This window comes from Enterobacter sp. KBR-315C3_2022, assembly GCF_041399425.1.
Taxonomy (GTDB): domain Bacteria; phylum Pseudomonadota; class Gammaproteobacteria; order Enterobacterales; family Enterobacteriaceae; genus Enterobacter.
On sequence record NZ_JBGKEB010000009.1, the window covers coordinates 175,749 to 196,745 of the forward strand.

The window sequence follows — 20,997 nt, forward strand, 5'->3', positions numbered from 1 at the left end:
CGTTCTGAACTCACAGGCGCTCGCGAGAGCCAAAATTAACGCTGAGAACTTTAAGAAAGGAATTGATAAAAAGCTTAAATACGGCGAGTCGAAATGTGCCCGTTATGTTAAAAAAGCATTGATTGCTGGCGGGGCATCTGTAAAAAATTCTGCGATTGAGTCAGCTAAAAACTATGGTCCATGGCTGATTGAAAATAACTTTAAAGTTGTAGATAACGCCACAACAGTTAGTAGTGGCGGTGTATTCACAATTTCTGGTCAGCAAATGGGTGATGTAGTTGTCATTCAGGCTGCACCACATCATGTGCATGGTCATATGGCGATGTTTAATGGTACTCATTGGATATCTGATTTCGTTCAGGAAAAAGGTTTTTATCCTGCTCAGATATATCGTGACCAAAACATTCCTTATAAACTTTACCGTTACTCTAATAACAACAGCACTGTTCAGGATGCATCTGCATCTCAAAAAGGAAAAATCAAAATAGTCTGGCCTATCCCCTCAAACAGCCGGGGAATCGAGTTCAGCAATCAGGAGAGCATCCTCTCTCATTTAGCTGGCGAGTCTACCGGGCAGTACACGATTGGCCGCAGCGGAATGTGGCATGGGGGGATCCATATCACCGAAGCCACAACGCCATGGTGTGCTCTGAGTGGTAAAGCTCCGCTGGAAGTGATGGACTTCCCGGTACCTTTTAAAGGTGAACAGGCGATACGCTGCATGGCGGATGGTGAAGTTGTTGCCTATCGCGTCTGCAAAGATTATCTGACGCTGGGGTGGGAATCCGGCCCGCTGAGTTTTTCAGGGTCATTCGTTCTGGTTAAGCACTACATCCAGCCGGGTGAGAAAGAAACCAGCGGGTTACATTTCTACACCCTGTACATGCACCTGGCCCCGTATTCTGCTTATACCGTCAATCCGGCAGAAACAAAGTGGACTCTGCAGGACTCACTTTCAGCCTACGATCCAGAGTGGGTAATGTCTGCCAGCACAAAAAACAAAAATGTCAGCGACAGCTATTCAAAAGGCACAATGCCGAAAGGTGCAATTGTAGAATGGAATAAGTCTGACGGAAGTCTCCATACCGTCGCGTTCAATAACCGCGAGTACGGCCTGGTGACCTTTGTCAGTCTGTCAGAAGATGCGGTGAAAAAAGGGAAGAAAACATCCTTTAAGCCCGGTCAGCAATACTGGATTTTGGTTGATAAGAACAATATATCTCCGGGTACCAGCGGCGTCTCACAGCCTTCCTGGTGGCAAAAACTGATGCCACCAGCGAAAGAGGCAATGAAGTTCGATGAGGTTGTATGCCCGACGCCTTACGCCATTAGCGCCGGTGACCCTGTTGGTCACATGGGGTATTATCAGGCACCAAAAGATGGTGGATATGAAGCGCGTTATCAGGTGCATATCGAATGCACGAGCATGGACGACAATCTGGAAAAATTCCTGACCAACCCCGAACAGGTGGGGGAGAAGAATCCGCTCTGGCTGAAGTACGAACCTGGCCTTGCTCTGTATAAAAAAGATGTCGCTACTGGAAAATTCACAAAAGATACCAGAGCGACCACCGTGACAGGGATCCTTCCACTGAGTCAGGTGCAAGCTGAAATCGATAAGACGACCAAACAGGGGTACTGGCAGCTGCGACCAGAAAATGCTTATGCACTCAAAGGTCAGGCGGAACCACAGCTTTTGTCACAGTATGATCTGGCCAAACTGGGTTTCAGAACTGAGACCGCAGAGCCGACCAGTTTTGATTATCTGGATGGAAAAAACCAGCCGACTGGATTCTTCCGTAATCTGATAGATTCACTCTATCAGTCAGCTTCAGCGGATAAGCGAACCAGTCATGCCCTAGTAAAGCATAATTACCAACGTTTGCTGGATAAAATTGATAGCGGAAGCGACAATTATTCGCCAATGGAGTACTGGAGAGCCCTTCATAACCCTGACTATCGTGACGTCATTATGAAAACGATAGTAAAACATCCCAGCGACTGGTATTTCAAAAAAGGTGATGCCATCTGGCAACCATTCCTGAATGCGCTGAAAAAAGAGGCACCTGAGTGGAAAAAGTACAGCGAGGATTTTCTCGACAAGATGGCCTGGATGCAGGATGTGACAACTGAGAAACTGGGGCCTGAAATTTGGCATATGCATCCAATTATGTTTTTAGGCTCCATCCGCCAATCAGTAAGAAAAGGTTGGGCCCACAGCAAATTTGGTGATTTCCTTGGTAAAGTGGAGTCTAAAAATGACTACAGTGCATTTAATGTGCACGTTACTTACGAACCTCATTACAAAACAAAATTAACAAACATGACAATCAAAGAGGTTATGACATCTCAGGAAGATGATACATCTATAGGCATGTTTGCCACTGGGCGATTCCAGGTGGTACCTAAAACTCTTAAAGATGCAGTGAGTAAACTTAACCTAGATGTAAATGCTCTCTATGATGAAGAAATGCAGGATAAAATATTTAATGAGTATCTTATAAAATTTAAGCGCCCTGCAATCATTAATTATCTCGAAGGAAATGGAAGCGTTGAAGATGCTATATATGATTGGGCCAAAGAATTTGCATCTGCTGGAGTTCGAAAAGGTAAAGAGATTAGCCCTTCGAAAACTGAATTTGAAACAAATTCGGATGGTTCTTTTGTAAGGGACAAAAAAGGTAACAAGATACATAAGAAAAGATATGCTCAGGCAGAGGGGGTATCATACTACTCTGATGATGGGATAAATAAAGCTCATATTAAACCAGGTGATATGGTCAAAGTGCTCGAGGATTCAAAAAATGAAGCAATATAAACTTACCATCCTTCTTACCACTGTTATTTGCTTCTCTACATTAGCTAATGAAGGAGAAACTCCAAAATTTAAAGAACACAATGTAATATTAAACTATGGGCCATTTGCATCAAAAATCAAATTAACGGATGAGCAATCTGGTAAATCAAATGACTGGAAAAAATTAATGCAAAGTCAACTCAGCAAGGAAGTCAACTTTGCAGGGCACTATCGACTTTACATAAGTGAGAAAGGTGAGTTGCCCAAAGATTGCGGTGTTAATGGTTGGGTATGTGGTTGGGTAGTTGATAAATTATCCGGGGCTATAATTTCGGAATTGCCGATGTTTAACGGCAGCACAAAATATTACTCAACTATTGATAATGGTACTCCATCCCCGGATCCATTTTCTGCCGAGTTTTATCCTAATAGTAATCTACTTTGGATTAGCGGTGAAAACATCCCAAAATCGAAGGTTGGCAACATATCTCTAGGCGATAAAAAATGCTCTAACAGTGCATATGTATTTGACCATCAATCATTCCAAAACATCTTTCAAGGTGAATGTGAAATAGATAATGGCGGCTGACAAAAATTAGCTAACATAAATAATCCTGCTAGTACCTACAACACATCTCGCTAATAAATTCAACAGCAAGGATACTTAATATGCTTCAGATTATCCGCAAAGGCGATAAGACAACCCATGGCGGCTCTGTAATGACCGCTTCTGAAACCATGAATTTCGGCGGTATTGGCGTTGCCCGCAAAGGCGACAAAGTCTCCTGCCCGGTTCCGGGACATGGCCCTACAATTATCATAGAAGGCAATCCTAATTATCTTGACCATGGTATTCCGGTTGCATTTCACGGTCACAAATGCGCCTGTGGTTGTACGTTGATCAGTTCATTTCCCGCAGCAAAGGTTGCCTGATTATGCCCGTCTGGCTGGATGCCATCCCTGAAAAGGCTTCTAAGGTAGCGCGTCCCGGCACCGGTCGTTGGCTGCTTTTCCTCGCGTTTGTCATGCTTGCGGGCATAGCACTCACGCTATGGTGCTGGACGTCAGAGCGAACCGGCTTTGTCTTCTGGTTCACCGCAGTGGGTCTTCCATTTTGTACTTGGGGGCTTATTTTCGGTTTACGCCGGTTTGCCTATAAAGCCGAACAGGTAGGGGCCGAGTCCCGAAATGTCGAGCGAAAAGCGCTCATTGACAGTGAAATTCTGCGCGGTCAGCGCTGCGCCTGGATCCTCGGCACTTATATTCAGAGTCCGGCCGGAAACAAAACCGAGGATCTGCTGGAGGTGATGAAGGTCGCCGCTCCCTCTATCGACTTTTCGCATCCTCGAGGATGTGACAAACCTGTCAGGTACGCGGCATTAACAGAATATCAGACGGATTTGTCGAAAGCGCTGAAAGCAGCTGTTACCAAGATGACCACGCGAGTGGATGTAATCGTTCAGCCACTTCCATCAGAACTGCCATGCTGGCTGATGCTGGACTGTGACAATGATCTGTATCCCTTGGTTGAAGAGCAGCTAAAAGCCGATCTCTTACTCAAAACGGGCAGGATATTTCGCCTGATGACCGGAAAAGGGCTGAGCGCGTTGGATACCTGGCTGGATAAACGATGGGAAAATCCGGGGATTCTCGTTGCCATCACCCTGTCATTACCAGCCTCTCCTCAGGAAGGAGACGCTGATGCGGTGTCGATGGTGGTTTTCAGCAATCGCAAAGCTCACGCGTATCCGAATGCACTACGCATGCATCGCCCGGAAAGAGGCACTGAAGCCACACTGACAAAAACCCTTTCTCGGGCTTTACTCTGGGCAAACACTACTGCAGATGCCCTTCAGGGCAGCTGGATTTCTGGCCCATGTTTGACCGCAGGAAGCGGCTGGAATAACGCCTGTGAAGAAAGCAGCGTTGAATTCAGCCTTTCAGAAAATAACTTCAACATTGATCCGGTGCTGGGCTACACCGGTCATGCCGCTCCATGGGTCGCCATCATGCTCGCCGATGCGGCCTTTGAACAGCGCGGAGCGCAGGTTATTGCCGCACAACCCGCCGCCGACAAAGACGACGTCTGGGTCGCCGTCATCACCAAAGAAGAAGTTCGCAAGGAATCGCCTAAGAATGTCTAAGGTAAAAGTCAAAATACTCATCGGCTCCGTAGTGACTGTCGCGTTTTTCCTGACGGTTATCGTGGCATTTTTGTTTTATGCCTTTCCGGAAAACGTCGCCTCGGCTACCGGGCTCGGTCCGTATGACGGCCAGCGCATACTCACATTCTGCGCCATGCTGGTTGCCGCGTTGTTTTTACTCGGCTGGCTGACAGAGAAGGCTTTCGACTTCGCCGGTAAATCGGGGTTGTACCTCCACTGGGGGCAGAAAAAGTCACAAATTACCGCTCCTGTAGCGAATGCTATTGCCAGCGTAGAAGACGACGAAGAGCCGGTTTTCAGCGAAGACGCCGTGTCCGAACACCTGCTATTCCGCTATGGTCGCCGCTGGCAGCGTAAGGTAAGAATTTTGCTGGTGATGGGTAATCCGGACGACGTCCAGAAAGCGGCCCCAGGCCTGTGTCATGACCTCTGGCAGGAAGGCGACGGCAACGTGCTGATCTATGGCGGCGATGCGCAGTCACTCCCGGATGAGATCTTTCTTTCAAAACTGAAACGCATGCGTTCCGGTAAGCCGGTTGATGGCATCGTTCAGGTGATGAGTACCTCAGCCCTCCCGACGGACAGCGAACGGGATGCCTTCTTGCGCTGTCGCCAGAAAGCCGACTACCTGTTGGGCTGGCAGGCCCCCGTCTGGCTGTGGCTGACCGACAAGGCTACCGGTGCCCAGCAGGGCGCGGAAACGGCTGCGACAGGGGTAATATTCGGGCCGGAAGGCACCGTGAAAGGCGCAGGTGAAGCGTTTTCTACGCTAGCGCTACACCTTCAAAAAGCGGGTATGGCACAGATACTTAATAATCCGGCACATAACGGCCTGCTTCAGTTGTCCTCTCGTCTGCGGCACGAGCTTAAAGCCAGTCTGACCGTTTTGCTCAGCGGGCTGATGCAGGGATCTGCGGCGTGGCGTTTACGCGGTGTCATGTTCAGCCCTGAACTGGCCGCTGCCGGAACGGTGCCGAATACGCGTCTCGATACCCCTACATGGAAAGCCGTCGTTGATGATTGTGATGCCGTCAGCGGCAGGAGGCTGGGCTTCGACGGGCTGAAGATGCTGCGTTTAATTCTGCTTTCCCTGATCGTCCTGTGGGGAGCCGGTACGCTGCTGTCTCTGATCGTTAACCGTACCCAGATTTATCAGGCGCAGGAAACGGCGAGGCAGGCGGCGAATACCTCGCTTCCGCTGGCTGAACGTCTGCGTAACCAGCTTGTTCTTCAGCAAGCCATTGCCCGTCTGCAGTATCGCGAAGAGACTGGTGCGCCGTGGTACACCCGATTTGGACTCAATCAGGACGGCGACACACTGGCTGCACTTTGGCCCCTGTATGCGAAGAACAACGCACAGCTGATGAGGGATGCCACAGCAGATCGTCTCAGGCAGCAGCTGAATGCCTTTGTGCAACTTCCTCCCGCCAGTGATGCCCGTACGCAGGGCACACAGCATACCTACGACGTGCTCAAAAGTTACCTGATGATGGCCCGTCCTGAGAAAGCGGACGCGGGGTGGCTGGCAAAAAACGTGATGATGGCCTGGCCAAAACGCCAGAATGTGCCGGACGGCACATGGCAGGAAATAGCGCCGAAACTACTGGGCTTTTATGCGCAGAACCTCCCGACGCACCCGGAATGGAAAATTAAGCCTGACGCTGAACTCATCAGCACGGTTCGTCAGATCCTGCTCAAACAGATTGGCCAGCGTAACGCCGAGTCCGGGCTATACCAGGACATGCTTAAGCGCGTGGCCAGCAACTGGCCTGAATTAACGCTGGCGGACATGACCGGTGATACCGATGCCTCAACGGTATTCATTACCGATGACGTCGTCCCTGGCATGTTTACGCGCCAGGCCTGGGAAGAGCAGGTTCAGGATGCCATTGATGGGGTAGTCAAAACCCGCCGTGACGAAATCGACTGGGTACTGACGGATAAAACTCACCAGGCCGGAAGTGATATCTCCCCGGAAGCGCTGAAGGCCCGCCTGACGGAACGCTATTTTACCGATTTTGGCAACGCGTGGCTGAACATGGTCAACAGCATTCAGTGGCAGGAAGCCACATCACTTTCTGAAGCGATCGCCCAGCTCAACCTGATCGGCGATGTCCGCCAGTCGCCTCTGGTTGCACTGATGAACACGCTGGCCTGGCAGGGCAAAACAGGGCAGAAGGGCGAGGCGCTGGCGGATTCAATAGTGGATTCGGCGAAAAAGCTGGTCGGTAAGAATAAAAGCGCAAAACAGTTCATTGAGCAGGCGCAGGGCCCTAAAGGCCCGCTCGATGCGGTGTTTGGCCCGCTGATGGGGCTGATGGAAGGGAAAGAGGGGACGGGAACCAACGGTAATCTCAGCTTCCAGTCGTGGCTTGCGCGCGTCACTCAGGTGCGTCTAAAGCTCCAGCAGGTTACAAGCGCCCCTGATCCGCAGGCCATGTCGCAGATGCTGGCCCAGACCGTGTTTCAGGGAAAAGCCATCGATCTGACCGATACCCGGGATTACGGCAGCCTGGTGGCGGCGAGCCTGGGTCAGGAGTGGAACGGTTTTGGCCAGTCGCTGTTTGTGCAACCCCTGGATCTGGCCTGGCGGCAGGTGCTTGCCCCGGCAGCGGGAAGTCTCAATGCCCGCTGGCAGACAACCATTGTCGATCAGTGGAATAAGGCTTTTGCGGGACGCTATCCATTTAAAGCTACCGGCAGCGATGCCTCCCTGCCGCTGCTGGCACAGTTCCTGCGCAGCGACTCGGGTCGAATCACCACCTTCCTGAAAACTAACCTGGGCGGGATCCTTCACCAGGAAGGTAATCGCTGGGTCGTTGATCCCTCCGCAAGCCAGGGAATGATTGTCGATCCCGAGTTCCTCCAGGCGATTAACCAGCTGGCGGAACTGTCCGATATCGTCTTCTCACAGGGCGATGCAAATGTTCATTTCGAGCTGATGGCACGTCCGTCTCGTGACGTTGCTCGCGTACAGCTTTCTCTTGATGAGCAAAACCTCGACTACTTCAACCAGATGGAAAGCTGGCAGAGCTTTACCTGGCCGGGAAATACGTATTATCCGGGCGTCAGCCTCAACTGGCGCAGTGTAAACAGCGGTATGCAGCTTTACGCCAGCAACCAGGGGAACTGGGGCTTCATTCGCCTGCTGGACAAGGCTCTCATCACTCCGCTTGATGCCAGCCGCACGCAGCTGGTGTGGATCACCCCTGACGGAAATCCGCTGAAATTTGTGCTCCGCAGCGAGCTTGGCGACGGTCCTCTGGCGTTACTGAAGCTTCAGGGGTTCACGCTGCCTGAATCGATCTTCGACGTCACCGCTGATACAGCTGACACAGCAGGATTTCAGTAACGATGCGAAAACGGTCGTGAGATTTATGAAAGAGAGTAACAAACGGAAAAAACAATGTGTTCACCGGAAGAGCAGTTAACTGCCTGCGCCATGGTGCTCTGTGGCTAATTTTTTAAATACTTTCAGGAAATTCGTGCATGGATGATTTAACCCTGCGCTATTACGAAGCAGAGATGCGCTACCTGCGTGAAGCAGGTAAAGAATTTGCCCGGGCCCATCCGGACCGGGCAGCGATGCTTAATCTGGATAAAACCGGCGCACGCGATCCTTATGTGGAGCGCCTTTTCGAAGGCTTTGCCTTCCTGATGGGGCGTTTGCGCGAAAAGCTGGACGATGACCTGCCGGAACTGACTGAAGGACTGGTCAGCCTGCTGTGGCCGCACTACATGCGGACTATCCCGTCGCTGGCCATCGTTGAGTTTTCGCCCGACTGGCGTAGCCTGCGCCAGGCCGAAATGCTGGAGGAAGGTTTCTCCGTTCTGTCGCGCCCCGTAGGGCCGCATAAAACGGCCTGCCAGTACCGGACGACCCGTGATGTTCCGCTGCAGCCTCTGCATCTTGCGGACGCCCGTTTGCATACGGAAACCAATGGACGTTCGGCGATCCGCCTGCGCTTCGAATGCCCCGAGAAAGTGGACTGGAGCAAAGCCGGGATCGACAAGGTCGCCATCTTCCTCAACGCAGAGAGCCCGGTCAGTTCAGCGTTGCATCTGGCAATGACACGACGCGTACATGCCATGTATGCCCGTCATGCCGGGACGCACACCGAACGTCATCATTTTGACGGCTGGTGCAAACCGATGGGCTTTGATGACAATGACGGCCTGTGGAAGAAGGCGGATACCGCCTTCAGCGGTTATCAGCTTCTTCTGGAATATTTCAGCTTCCGCCAGAAGTTTATGTTTGTTGAGATGCGCGGTCTGGACACCATCGGGCTCACTGAGGCCAGCACCTGGTTCGAAATCGACATTGTGCTCAGCGAAGCCTGGTCAACCGATCTTCCCTTCGAGACGGAAAACTTCCGGCTGCACTGTGCGCCGGTAATCAACCTCTTTACCCTGGAAGCCGATCCGCTGACGCTTGATCCGCTGGAGAATGAATACCTGCTCAGGCCGCTGCGCCTTCAGGATGGTCACACCGAGATTTACAGCGTCGATAATATCCATGGTGCGCTGAAAAATGGCAAACATCCTTATGTGCCGTTCACCAGCTTCCGCCACCGTGGCGGAATGATGCGCCACGATGCACCTGAGCGTTATTTCCACACCCGCGTGAAGCGCGGTCCCTCTGGCCTGTATGATACCTGGCTCATTCTCGGGGGGCGCTCGTTTGAGCTTGAGCAGCTGTCCGAAAAACCAGAGTCGCTCTCGATGCGGATAACCGGTACCAACGGTCAGCTTCCGCGTAAGGCGTTGGAAAGCACGCTGCTGGACAGAGTGGTCAAGGCAGGAAAAGTGCCCGTCAGGGTGCTGAACGTCACCGCACCCACCATGCCGCTGTATCCCCCGGCAAATGACCGTTTTCACTGGCGGGTGATGAGCCATCTCGGCTCAAACTTCCTCAGCATGATGGACAACCCAGAAGTATTGCGCGGCACGCTGGCGCTGTACGACTGGACCGACGATGAGATGAACCGACGTCGGCTTGAGGCCATTGTCGCGGTGAAGCACACGCTGATCCGCCGTTTTGAGAAAGGCTTTATGCTGCGGGGCGTGGACATTGAGATCACGCTAAACATGGAGAACTTTGCAGGCGAGGGCGATGTGAATCTCTTTGGGGAGATGCTGCATCGCTTCTTTGCGCTCTATGCGGATATTCACCTCTTTAATCAGCTCACGCTGGTACTGCAACCGACAGGGAAACGACTGAGATGGCGCGAGAATCACAGCCAGCACGTACCGGGCTGACGCTGGCCCTTAACAACGATATCTGGCGGGCCAATTTCTATCGTTTCTGCCAGCTGCTGGAGCAGGAAAATCCGGACGCACCAAAGCTGGGGACGACCAGCCACCCAGGCAACGACCCGGTGCGCTTCCGGCCCTGGCCCGGTATGGGGTTCCCGGTCAGCACTCTGAAAGCGGTTGAGACTGATGAAGACCATCCTGAACTGCCCCCGACTGTTCGCACGACATTCCTGGGAATGTATGGCGTGGACTCGCCTCTGCCTACGTCCTACCTGGATGACATTGCGCAGCGTCGGGAAGGGCATGAGGCTGTCACCTCGTTTCTGGACATCTTCAGCCACCGCATCACCACGCAGTATTACCGGATCTGGCGAAAATACGCCTATCCGGCCACCTTCGAGGCTGGTGGACGCGATGCCACATCGCAGTGTCTGCTGGGACTGGTGGGACTGGGTATTCCGGGCACGGCTGAACGGGTAGCTACACCGGTTTCCCGCTTTCTGGCCTTACTCGGTACGATGCGCTTACCCACCCGCAATGCGGAAGGCATTCGGGCTCTGGTGAGCCTGCTGGCACCGAATACCCGGGCAATCATCACCGAGCCCGATCCGGTTAAGGTCCATATCGACAACCGCAGCGGGCTGGGGACCGAAAACCGCGTCAGTCTTTCTCAGCGCGCCACGCTGGGTAAAACGGCAAAAGAGGCATGCAGCCGGGTACTCGTTACGCTGGAAACGGAAGATCCTGACGAGGCCGAAGGGTGGTTACCCGGCGGGATCCTGCATACCGATCTGCTGGTTTTAATCCGCGTTTATCTCGGCTACCGCAGTGATGCCCGTCTGCGTCTGACCGTGCCTGTACGATTGCTCCCTGAACCTCGCCTGGGCAAGGGCAGGCGTATACAGCTGGGCAGAACGGGTTTACTGGGTCTGAAGGAAGGCAAACTCAGCAATAACCGGGGTAGCCTGACCGTCAATCTGGGCTGCTATGAAGGGTTGCAATGCTCTGCGTTCCCCCCCGCTGAAGACGGCCATTACCGCTTCGACTAATCATCTACTCCCTCTTTCAATAAAGGAATTTTTGCATGGCAACAGTAACCCGCTGGTGGGCGCTGACGCTTATTGCCTGTGGCCTGCTCGCAGGCTGCGGCCTGACGCAGACCGTCACGGACGGCACGGTCAGCATCACGAAATCCATCTTCTACAAGAAAATTAAAACGCTGCATCTGGATTTTACCCCGCGCACGGCCATTAACGCCGATGGCGCACAGACGCCGCTGGCGACCATGGTGCGGGTTTATCAGCTCAAAGATCGTAAAGCGGTGGATGCCGCCGATTATCAGACGCTGCTGCGCAAGGCTGATACGGTGCTGAAAGAGGACGTGCTGGCGTCAAAAGCGCTGCTGGTGATGCCCAACGGCAGCGTGACTTTCAATGTGCCGATGGATGAAGACGCGCAGTTTGTGGCGGTGGTGGGGCTGTTTAACCGCCCGGATATGCAGGACAACCGCTGGCGCCTGGTGTTGACCCGTGACGACCTTGACCCGGACAAACCCCGCACGATTGAGCTGGGTGACGGCTGGCTCAGCCTTGTGCCGATAAAGGAGTGACGTAATGGATAAGGATAACTGGCTGGCGCTTTTCGACGGGCAGACCCGCTATTTTCTGGATATTAACGACAGCCCGGTGACGCCGGACGTCCTGCGCTTTCGCGGCAGGGAAGCACTGAGCGAGCCGTTCAGATGGGATATCGAATTCACCACGCCGCAGGGCAATCTCGTTCCGGAAGACGTGCTGATGAAATATGCGTCGTTGCGGATGCGCAGCGGCAAAACTGTTCACGGCATCGTCACCCGCCTGGAATGGCTTTCCACCACCGCAGATCAGTCCCACTATCGGCTCACGCTCCGCTCCCGCCTGGCACTGCTGGAGCACACGCGGCAGTGCCGTGTTTTTCAGAACCAGTCGGTACCGGAGGTGGTGGAGCAGGTGCTGCGCGGCCACGGGCTGGAAGGGCCGGACTTAGAGTTCCGGCTGGAGCGCACCTATCCGGCGCGTGAAATTATCACTCAGTGGCGGGAAACGGACTTGCAGTTCATCCAGCGCATTCTGTCTGAGGTGGGGATTTACTGGCACACGGAGATGGACAACAGCCGCGAGCTGGATATTTATATCTTCGCCGACAGCCAGTTGAACTACCGGTTTGACGTGCGCCTGCCGTACCGCGAACCGTCGGGTCTGTTTGACGGCGCGGCGGAATCGGTGTGGGACGTGCGGACCTGGCACAACGTTGTCACTGGCACCGTCGCCACGCGGGACTACAACTACCGCACTGCCACCACGCCGATGGATGCGACGGTCAGCGTGCGCAGTGATGCGATCACCGCCGGAGAGCACTACCGCTACGCCGCGCCATACCGCGAGGCGGGTGACGACACCGGCCCGGAGCCGGAAACCGAATCCGGCGCGTTTTATGCGCGACTTCATCACGAGCGGGAGCTCAACAAATCGGCCCGAATCCACCTGTTCAGCAATGCCTCTGGTCTCACGCCCGGGCAGGTACTGGAGCCGCAGGGTGACGTCATTGCAGCGCTTAAAGAAGGCGTCCTTCTTACGCTGGTGACCTACCGGGGAGCGCGGGACTCCCGCCTGCACGTGTCGGTCTGGGGCATGCCCTACACCGAACGCTGGTGCTTCCGCCCGGCGGACATCCCGCGTCCTGAAATCCACGGAACCCTGCCTGCCCGCGTTGAGAGCCGGGAGAAGAATGCTATCTACGCGCACCTGGACGAACACGGGCGCTACCGGGTCAGGCTGGACTTCGACCGGGAAAGCACGGAGCCGGGTTACGGCTACCTGTGGCTGCGGATGGCGAAGCCGTATGCAGGCGAAACGCTGGGCTGGCACACGCCGCTCATTGACGGGACCGAAGTGGCGATTGCGTACAGCAACGGTGATATTGACCTGCCGTACATCGCGTACGCGCTGCACGACTCGGAGCACCCGGACCACGTCACGCGCGACAACCACACCCGCAACGTGCTGCGCACGCCGGCGAATAACAAGCTGCGGATGGAAGACCAGCGCGGGGAGGAGCACATTAAGCTCGCCACGGAATACGGTAAGACGCAGCTCAATTCCGGACATCTGGTGGACGTGCAGGGAAAACCCCGCGGTCAGGGCGCTGAGCTGCGCACCGATGGACACGGGGTTATCCGCGCCGGAAAGGGGCTGTTTGTCAGCGCGGATGCGCAGCCGAAAGCGCAGGGCGAGGCACTGGACATGGATGCTGCCCTGGAGGAAATCGACCGGCTCAACCAGCAGCTGCAGCAGCTGGAAATGGCGGCAGAACAGGCGCAGGCGCTGAAGGCGGACGTGGACAGCCAGATAGCGATGTTCGAGCAGCGGCTAAAGCCGCTCAACGAGGCGCTGCTGATGTCCGCCCCGGAAGGGATGGCGCTGACCAGCGGGGAGCATCTGCAACTGGCCGCCAGCAAAAACGTCGCCATCAATGCGGGCGGGGATATCAGCGCAGGCGTCATGGGAAATATGACCGCGCTGGCCGGAGAAAAGCTCGGGCTGTTCGCGCGTACCGGGCCACTGAGCCTGAAGGCCAGTGAAGGCCCGGTGGAGGTGCAGGCGCAGAACGCAAATATGCGGCTGTTTGCAGAAAAGAAGCTGACGATGAGCTCGGCGAGTGACATCTCTTTTGCCGGGAAAAAACGCATCACGCTGATTGGTGGCGGGAGCTACCTGCGGCTGGAGGCCGGGAAAATCGAGTACGGCACGACGGCGATGTATCTACGCAAAGTGAAAAGGACGATGGCGGCGGGGGCGGCTACTTTGCCGGTTAAAGCCATGACGGGCGGAGGTATCTGCCTGAGCTGCCTGATGAAAGCGGTGATGAATGGCGACACGTTTGTTATCAGGGGGGAATCATGAGCAGTGCCAGCTTTAGATTCGCCGCGCAACACCTGATTCACTCATCAGACGTTTCAGTTTTTGCCCTGGTAGATGGCCTGCAGTATGAGCGCTTTACAGGTGATGAACTGAAAATAATCCCGGATGTTGCGTTTCCTTTATTTAATACCTGGCCGGATTCGCGTATTGCCTTTGCCGGGCCGTGGCTAATCAGAATGAATGCAGCAATGGAAATGAGAGAACAACTGGAAGCACTGGAAATCGCGCTCCCCGGAGTGTCCTGGATTGTGTCAGGCTCCATGGCGGAGGAGCTGGTTGCACATTTACAGAGATATATGAACGCAGGACTCCCGGACGGACGGGCTGCTTTACTGCGCTTTCAGGACCCGCGCGTTCTGGTCCGTCTGGGGACGATGCTGAACAGTCAGCAGCACCGGGAAATGACGAATTTACTGCAGGAATGGCTGACAATCGTGGACGGAAAAGTCTGGTCGTTTAAGCAAAGGGAATTTGTATGCTGAAATTATCGACTGAGCAATGCGCAGCTGCGGATAAAATGGAAGACGACGATTTTGTTAAAGACACTGCCAGCCAGCTGAAAAAACGCTTTCCAGGGATTGATGAACCCGATGAGACTTTTCATCCACGCCTGCAAAGAGCGCTGGATTATGCCAATACTTTGCCAGTGAGAAGCAAGAATGTGCGGCGGGATTTTTTGATGCTGGAAGCATTCTGGCCCGGTTTTTATCTGAAGCACGAGGTGGAGAAATGGCTGAGAACGCCGAATGGCTATTCAGTTGAGCAGCGGGTTGAAGATTATAAACATGTGATGATTAACAGGGAAAGGAGGGGGCTCTGATGGTCATGATCCCACCAGTAGTCTACGGAGGTATGGGCGGGGCGACGGCAGGAAGTGTCGGTGCGGCAGGCAGAACAACCGGAACCTCAACGTTCCCCGGAACAGGGAGCAACCATGGGGGCTGGGAAAATGAAGATATGTCTTATCCTGGTTCAGGGGGCGCGCAGTCCCGGAGTCATGGAGGGTTTGATCATCAGGGAAAACAGTATGATCCCATTCTGAATGAACCGATGGCCGTCAGCGCGGAAACGCATGGAGATTACTGGGAAGATGACATGGATTACTCCGAAACAGTGAACTACGAAGGAGTTGATACCAGGGCCGGAGTACAGGCGAAAACGGATGAAAAGACCTGTGAAAACTGTCCGCCGGAAGGGAAGGTGATGCCGATGGTGAGGCGTTGCTCGCGCTGGAGTGAGGTGACAATAAGGTATCAGACACGTATCTGCGGCACGTTTTATAATCCGGAAACAAAGCAAATCCAGGAATTTAAATACTGCGGCGTGTCGTTTGATGGATGGAAGGATAAGCTGTGTCAATTCTGGGAGGCAAAGGCGCGGTATGATCAGTTTTTTAGGGCTGATGGTACAAAGAAAGATTGGTGGCGGGGGGATAATAGTGCGATTAACCAAGCCGGGCGTCATCAGGCTGTTGCGTCAGTAAATCAACCATTAAAAGTAGTTTGGATTTTTATGCAACCAATGAGTTGTTACTACTTTTCAAAAATTTTCATAAGATCTAAAGATATTATTGTGAGATGGGAACCTTAATTATGAGCACACGATTTGTAGTGAACTTTGATTTTCGTATTAAAAATGAAGATATCCAACTTTCACAAATAATTGAACACTTTTCTTTTATTATGGCGAAAATTAATGATTTGTTTCAGGTGGAAAAGGATTGGTATGAAACAGGTTACTCTAGAAAGCAAGCTCTTAATCAGATGGCATTTCATAATGGACATATTACAGATAAAACAAGGTTGAAATGGGAACGTCGATATAAAAAAAATATGCCAATGTTTGTTGATAGTGTATGGGATGCTAATGATGATGAGCATAGCTGTGGCATTTCTTATAGAAAGATGTTTTATGATGAAAAAAATAGAGTTTCGGTGGAGTTAAGTTTAGCTATGGATAATGAAGAAAATCTATCACATCGATTTGTACTCTTTGTTTCATATCTGGCTTTGTCTTTTAATTGTTCTTATATAAATGTCGATTCTAATGGATATAATGTACTGGGTCGGAATGTATTCCCGGACAGATTAGCGGTGGGTTGGATGTTATACATTCCACACATAGCTTTGAATGGATCTATTCCAGAGGCTGCCAGAGTTGTTCCTGTCATAAAGGAAAATAAACAAATTGGAATAATTATCGTTTCAACCAAAGAGATATTTGATGGGAAAAATAAAGATCATATCGGCAAAGCTAACGACATAGAAATAAAACTTCTGGATCTTGGACTGTTACCATTGATGACAGAGCTCTAATCTTGGCTGCCAAGTGAGCTAATTGCCCAGTGGCGGAAACGGACTTGGAATTCATTCAGCGCATTCTGTCTGAGGTGGGCATTTACTGGCGCACGGTGATGGATAACAGCCGCGGGCTGGACGCGTACATCTTCGCCGATAGCCAGCTTCATTACCATATAGTGCCGGGAAAAGTTATAATACAATACAAATTATAACGGATACACTTCAATATGCGGAAGAAGCATATGATTTAATAAAGGAGGGCGCCGGGATGATACCATATCAGACATGGAAGCTAATAATTTAGGGCAAGCCTACGGAACCAGATTGTATGAGAAATACCATCCAGTGAGAGCCGCTATTCGAAATATGGATTAAGGACTAGTGATGAAATTTTTAATTTACATGTCATCAATTTTACTTGTTAGCATTGTTTTGTTTTACTTATTAAATGTTGGGTATTATCGTGGGGAATTACATTATTATGACATTGTAAGTGAAGGGGGGGCAAATTATTTAAGTTCTTTGTTTCGATTTGAACTAATGATTGCTATTTTCAATCTTCTTTTATTGATTTCTAGTTGCTTATTCTTGCTAAAAAATAAACCCAATCGATTCAAAGTTAGATTCTACACATTGATTGGCTTTCTATTTTTTAATATGGTGAATAGTTTGATTTTTTCATTGAAAAATCATATGCGAAATCACCATGATGTTTTGGAGTTAAATGTTTTTGTTGTTGTTTTAGAAAAATATGGGGAAATTGCCAGTTTCTTCTATATTGCTCCATTAATATTATCCAGTGCTATGCTAATACTATTCTTATTTATTGTGAGGAAGTGGGGTAAGTGAAATATTTATAAATTAATCATGCCGAGATGATAATTTATTCATGACGTTTTACGAGTATCTGAAATTGCCGTGAGAGGAGTTCGACCTGGAAGTGAAGAATGGATACAAAAAACGAGGGTATCTTATATTAAAAATGTCACTTCCTGAGCTTAATTAATATTTAATCCCACATGGTATTTACTATGGATAGAAAATCGCCGTCTCTATACGAAATTCTCAGCGGTAATTGTACCGGTGACCTTCCCCTTGAACAGGTAAACGAAGAAGACCAGGCCATTCTATCAGTATTGGATAATATCCAGCGTATTATGAACGCCAGTGCCGGAACCATAAGCTATTTACCGGATATGGTTTGCCGGATATGACCATAATTCTGCAAGGCATGCCCGGGACAGCCCACGAGCTGATCGATACGCTGGCTGATGTCCTGCTCAAGTATGAACCCCGCTTGCAGTCACTCTATGTCTCTTTACTCGAACAACAAGTGCCTGGTGAGCTGCGTTACGCTATTGATGCGAAACTGAGAGGTATCGGACTTGTCCGGTGTGGCACCGAGTTTATGCCAGAGGGGAAAGTAATGCTCAGACATCTCAAACAACAACAGTATCTGGAAAATCATCTCTTTATTTGATCCATGCATACATGGCCTGGAAGGCCCGGATTTTGAATTTCGTCTGGAGCACAGTTACCCGTCACGTGAGCTGATTACCAGTGGCGGGAAACGGACCTCGAATTTATCCGGCGCATTCTGTCTGAGGTGGGGATTTACTGGCGCACGGAGATGGATAACAGCCGCGAGCTGGACGTGTACATCTTCGCCGACAGCCAGCTTCACTACCGGTTTGATGTGCGCCTGCCGTACCGCGAGCCGTCGGGCCTGTTCGACGGCGCGGCGGAATCGGTGTTATACGTGCGGACCTGGCACAATGTTGTGACCGGTACGGTCGCGATGCGGGATTACAACTACCGCACCGCCACCACGCCGATGGATGCGACGGTCAGCGTGCGCAGTGATGCGGTGACGACGGGAGGGCATTACCGTTACGCCGCCCCTTACCGCGAGGCGGGTGACGATACCGGCCCGGAGCCGGAAACCGAATCCGGCGCGTTTTATGCGCGCCTTCACCATGAGCGGGAACTCAACAACTCGGCCCGCATTCACCTGTTCAGTAATGCCTCTGGTCTCACGCCCGGGCAGGTGCTGGAGCCGCAGGGAGACGTCATTACTGCCCTGAAAGACGGTGTCCTTCTCACGCTCGTGACCTTCCGGGGCGCAAGGGACTCCCGCCTGCACGGGTCGGTCTGGGGCATGCCCTACACCGAACGCTGGTGCTTCCGCCCGACTGAAATTCCGCGCCCTGAAATCCACGGAACCCTGCCTGCCCGCGTTGAAAGCCGGGAGAAGAATGACATTTACGCGCACCTGGACGAGCAGGGGCGCTACCGGGTCAGGCTGGACTTCGACCGCGAAGGCACGGAGCAGGGTTTTGGGTATCTGTGGCTGCGGATGGCGAAGCCGACCGCAGGCGATACGCTCGGCTGGCACGCGCCGCTCACCGACGGCACGGAAGTGGCGATTGCCTACGGCAACGGCGACATCGACCTGCCGTACATCGCGTACACGCTGCACGACTCTGAACACCCGGACCACGTGAACCGCGACAACCACACCCGCAACGTGCTGCGTACACCGGCAAACAACAAGCTGCGGATGGAGGACCGGCGTGATGAGGAGCACATCAAACTTGCCACGGAGTATGGCAAGACGCAGCTCAACAGCGGGTACCTGGTGGACAACAAGGGAGAGTCTCGCGGCAGGGGCGCAGAGCTGCGCACCGATGAGTGGGGAACCCTGAGAGCCGGAAAGGGGCTGTTTGTCAGTGCGGATGAGCAGGCGAAAGCGCAGGGCGAAGCCCTGGACATGGATGCCGCGCTGAAGGAAATCGACCGGCTCAACCAGCAGCTGCAGCAGCTGGAAATCGCGGCGGAGCAGGCGCAGGCGCTGAAGGCGGATGTTGACAGCCAGATAGCGATGTTTGAGCAGCGGCTGAAGCCGCTCAATGAGGCGCTGCTGATGTCTGCTCCGGAAGGGATGGCGCTGACCAGCGGGGAGCATCTGCAAATAGCCGCGAAGAAAAACGTCGCCATTAACGCCGGAGGCGATATCAGCACTGGCGTCATGGGCAACATGACCGCACTGGCCGGAGAAAAGCTCGGGCTGTTTGCCCGCACCGGGCCACTGAGCCTGAAGGCCAGTGAAGGCCCGGTGGAGGTGCAGGCGCAGAATGCAAATATGAGGCTGTTTGCGGAAAAGAAGCTGACGATGAGCTCGGCGAGTGATATTTCGTCTGCGGGAAAGAAACGCATCACGCTGATTGGCGGGGGGAGCTACCTGCGGCTGGAGGCGGGGAAGGTCGAGTATGGTACGACGGCGACGTATATACGCAAAGTGAAAAGGACGATGGCAGCAGGAAATTGTCCTCAGTATCCAGAACTTCCATTTTTACCAAGGCCAGGCGATGCTTTTCGCAGAAGCTTTATTCTTGTTGATGATAGAACACAAGAACCAATATCAAATATTGGATACGTATTGACCTCACCTAAGGTTCGGTTGTTAAAGGGGTTTCATGCGAGAAGGGACTCACCAGTTTTATAAGTCATACAAAGGAAGCTGATATCGAGTTAACCATATTAAAGCAGGATTCTTTATATATAGGATAGTATCATGGTTAATATGAAAGTTACATCCAAACTTACTGATCAAGATGAGAGTAAAGAAACCATCCCTGTTAAAATTTTCAAAATAACAGACATTCCGGTTGTAATGGATAAAAAGGGGTGGAAAGTTGCAGCTCGTTTTATGAGAAAATGGTTCAATGATCCATTTTACGAAATGACAAAAGATGAGAAATTGAACAGAGTTGATATCAACACAATAGACAAAAATCATGTTCTCGCAGATTTAGATTTTGAATGGTTATTAACTTCATCCTCACGAATTAAACCAATCTATAATGATTTTGTAATGAAAGTTTCAAACGTTATAGAGTATGATGATTTTTTAGGGCGAAGAAAACGGATTTCAAATCAGCTTTCAAGTGGGCTTTGTTATATTTTGAATAGGCTGGAAAGGTCTGGTTTTTTGGTAAGTAATGAACTAAAGGATTGTCATGTAAATTATGATGACATGGCAGCAATCGAATTAGATAAGACTAGTCAGTTTAATTTTATTAAGATTGGTAGTACATTGTGGGAGAAGGCAACTGATAGTCTGGATGATGTGTACGGAGCTCTAGGTTCTTTCATAATCAAAGTTGCATTTACAGACCTAAATGTAACAAAAGATCAAAGTGGATTTATGAAGATGGAGATTAGAGAGCTTGGACTTTACATCAAAGATACCTATGAATTTATGAATGATGGTGATGATCAACCTTTAGGTTATTGGGGGGAGTGTGGGGTCATCAAACTAGGGGTGATTAGCGAACTTATGAAAAAAGAATACATCGATGAAGATGGATGTAGATACTTCAGGGTTACAAATTCATCCTTTGTTAAATACAGAGAAAAACACAAACGCGCCGATGAAACTGGAGATTTTTTTGTATACTCTACAGTAAAGAAAATTCCTACAAACATTATAATTCATTTAAATAACATTGATATGGAGG

At 51.5% G+C, this 20,997-nt stretch carries 15 protein-coding genes and 3 pseudogenes; all 18 read left to right on the forward strand.

The features are described from left to right. Positions 1-316: 316 nt before the first annotated feature. Positions 317-2,818 carry a hypothetical protein gene (locus tag AB8804_RS12120; protein ID WP_371186446.1) on the forward strand — a complete coding sequence of 834 codons (2,502 nt, stop codon included), beginning with the start codon at positions 317-319 and terminating at the stop codon, positions 2,816-2,818. Continuing rightward, positions 2,805-3,386 (forward strand): hypothetical protein, encoded by a 582-nt coding sequence (locus AB8804_RS12125; RefSeq protein WP_371186399.1) that lies wholly within the window; start codon positions 2,805-2,807, stop codon positions 3,384-3,386. Before AB8804_RS12120 ends, AB8804_RS12125 begins: the two co-directional genes overlap by 14 nt. 80 nt (positions 3,387-3,466) lie before the next feature. Continuing rightward, on the forward strand, positions 3,467-3,730 hold the full coding sequence (locus AB8804_RS12130) for a PAAR domain-containing protein (protein ID WP_371186401.1): 264 nt from the start codon (positions 3,467-3,469) through the stop codon (positions 3,728-3,730). Positions 3,731-3,732: 2 nt separating this feature from the next. Then, positions 3,733-4,941: a hypothetical protein gene (locus AB8804_RS12135; protein ID WP_371186403.1), complete on the forward strand. Its 1,209-nt coding sequence runs from the start codon at positions 3,733-3,735 to the stop codon at positions 4,939-4,941. Then, positions 4,934-8,314, forward strand: a complete 3,381-nt coding sequence (locus AB8804_RS12140; RefSeq protein WP_371186405.1) for an ImcF-related family protein — start codon at positions 4,934-4,936, stop codon at positions 8,312-8,314. The genes AB8804_RS12135 and AB8804_RS12140 overlap by 8 nt, the downstream gene beginning before the upstream one ends. A 137-nt stretch (positions 8,315-8,451) precedes the next feature. After that, complete coding sequence (tssF, locus tag AB8804_RS12145) at positions 8,452-10,221, forward strand: type VI secretion system baseplate subunit TssF (protein ID WP_371186407.1); 1,770 nt, start codon at positions 8,452-8,454, stop codon at positions 10,219-10,221. Next, positions 10,185-11,267, forward strand: coding sequence for a type VI secretion system baseplate subunit TssG (tssG, locus tag AB8804_RS12150; RefSeq protein WP_371186409.1), 1,083 nt, complete (start codon positions 10,185-10,187; stop codon positions 11,265-11,267). Before tssF ends, tssG begins: the two co-directional genes overlap by 37 nt. Positions 11,268-11,302: 35 nt before the next feature. Next, on the forward strand, positions 11,303-11,827 hold the full coding sequence (gene tssJ, locus AB8804_RS12155) for a type VI secretion system lipoprotein TssJ (RefSeq protein ID WP_371186411.1): 525 nt from the start codon (positions 11,303-11,305) through the stop codon (positions 11,825-11,827). Between the two features lie 4 nt (positions 11,828-11,831). Continuing rightward, positions 11,832-14,159, forward strand: coding sequence for a type VI secretion system Vgr family protein (locus AB8804_RS12160; protein WP_371186413.1), 2,328 nt, complete (start codon positions 11,832-11,834; stop codon positions 14,157-14,159). Then, the gene (locus tag AB8804_RS12165) at positions 14,156-14,659 is read left to right on the forward strand and encodes a DUF4123 domain-containing protein (RefSeq protein ID WP_371186415.1); all 504 of its coding nucleotides are present in this window, start codon (positions 14,156-14,158) and stop codon (positions 14,657-14,659) included. The genes AB8804_RS12160 and AB8804_RS12165 overlap by 4 nt, the downstream gene beginning before the upstream one ends. Beyond that, the gene (locus AB8804_RS12170; RefSeq protein WP_371186417.1) at positions 14,653-14,997 is read left to right on the forward strand and encodes a hypothetical protein; all 345 of its coding nucleotides are present in this window, start codon (positions 14,653-14,655) and stop codon (positions 14,995-14,997) included. Before AB8804_RS12165 ends, AB8804_RS12170 begins: the two co-directional genes overlap by 7 nt. Further along, positions 14,997-15,767 (forward strand): Tox-REase-5 domain-containing protein, encoded by a 771-nt coding sequence (locus AB8804_RS12175; RefSeq protein ID WP_371186419.1) that lies wholly within the window; start codon positions 14,997-14,999, stop codon positions 15,765-15,767. Before AB8804_RS12170 ends, AB8804_RS12175 begins: the two co-directional genes overlap by 1 nt. 2 nt (positions 15,768-15,769) lie before the next feature. Further along, positions 15,770-16,492: a hypothetical protein gene (locus tag AB8804_RS12180; RefSeq protein WP_371186421.1), complete on the forward strand. Its 723-nt coding sequence runs from the start codon at positions 15,770-15,772 to the stop codon at positions 16,490-16,492. Between the two features lie 15 nt (positions 16,493-16,507). Further along, positions 16,508-16,647, forward strand: a pseudogene (locus tag AB8804_RS12185) (type IV secretion protein Rhs); the annotation flags it as partial. Positions 16,648-16,861: 214 nt separating this feature from the next. Continuing rightward, positions 16,862-17,326, forward strand: coding sequence for a hypothetical protein (locus AB8804_RS12190; protein WP_371186423.1), 465 nt, complete (start codon positions 16,862-16,864; stop codon positions 17,324-17,326). Positions 17,327-17,508: 182 nt separating this feature from the next. Next, positions 17,509-17,957: pseudogene (gene tssE / locus AB8804_RS12195) on the forward strand (type VI secretion system baseplate subunit TssE). Continuing rightward, positions 17,914-20,047: pseudogene (locus AB8804_RS12200) on the forward strand (DUF2345 domain-containing protein). Before tssE ends, AB8804_RS12200 begins: the two co-directional pseudogenes overlap by 44 nt. Before the next feature lie 4 nt (positions 20,048-20,051). Further along, on the forward strand, positions 20,052-20,997 hold a 946-nt coding region (locus AB8804_RS12205; protein WP_371186425.1), incomplete at its 3' end, for a DUF6402 family protein.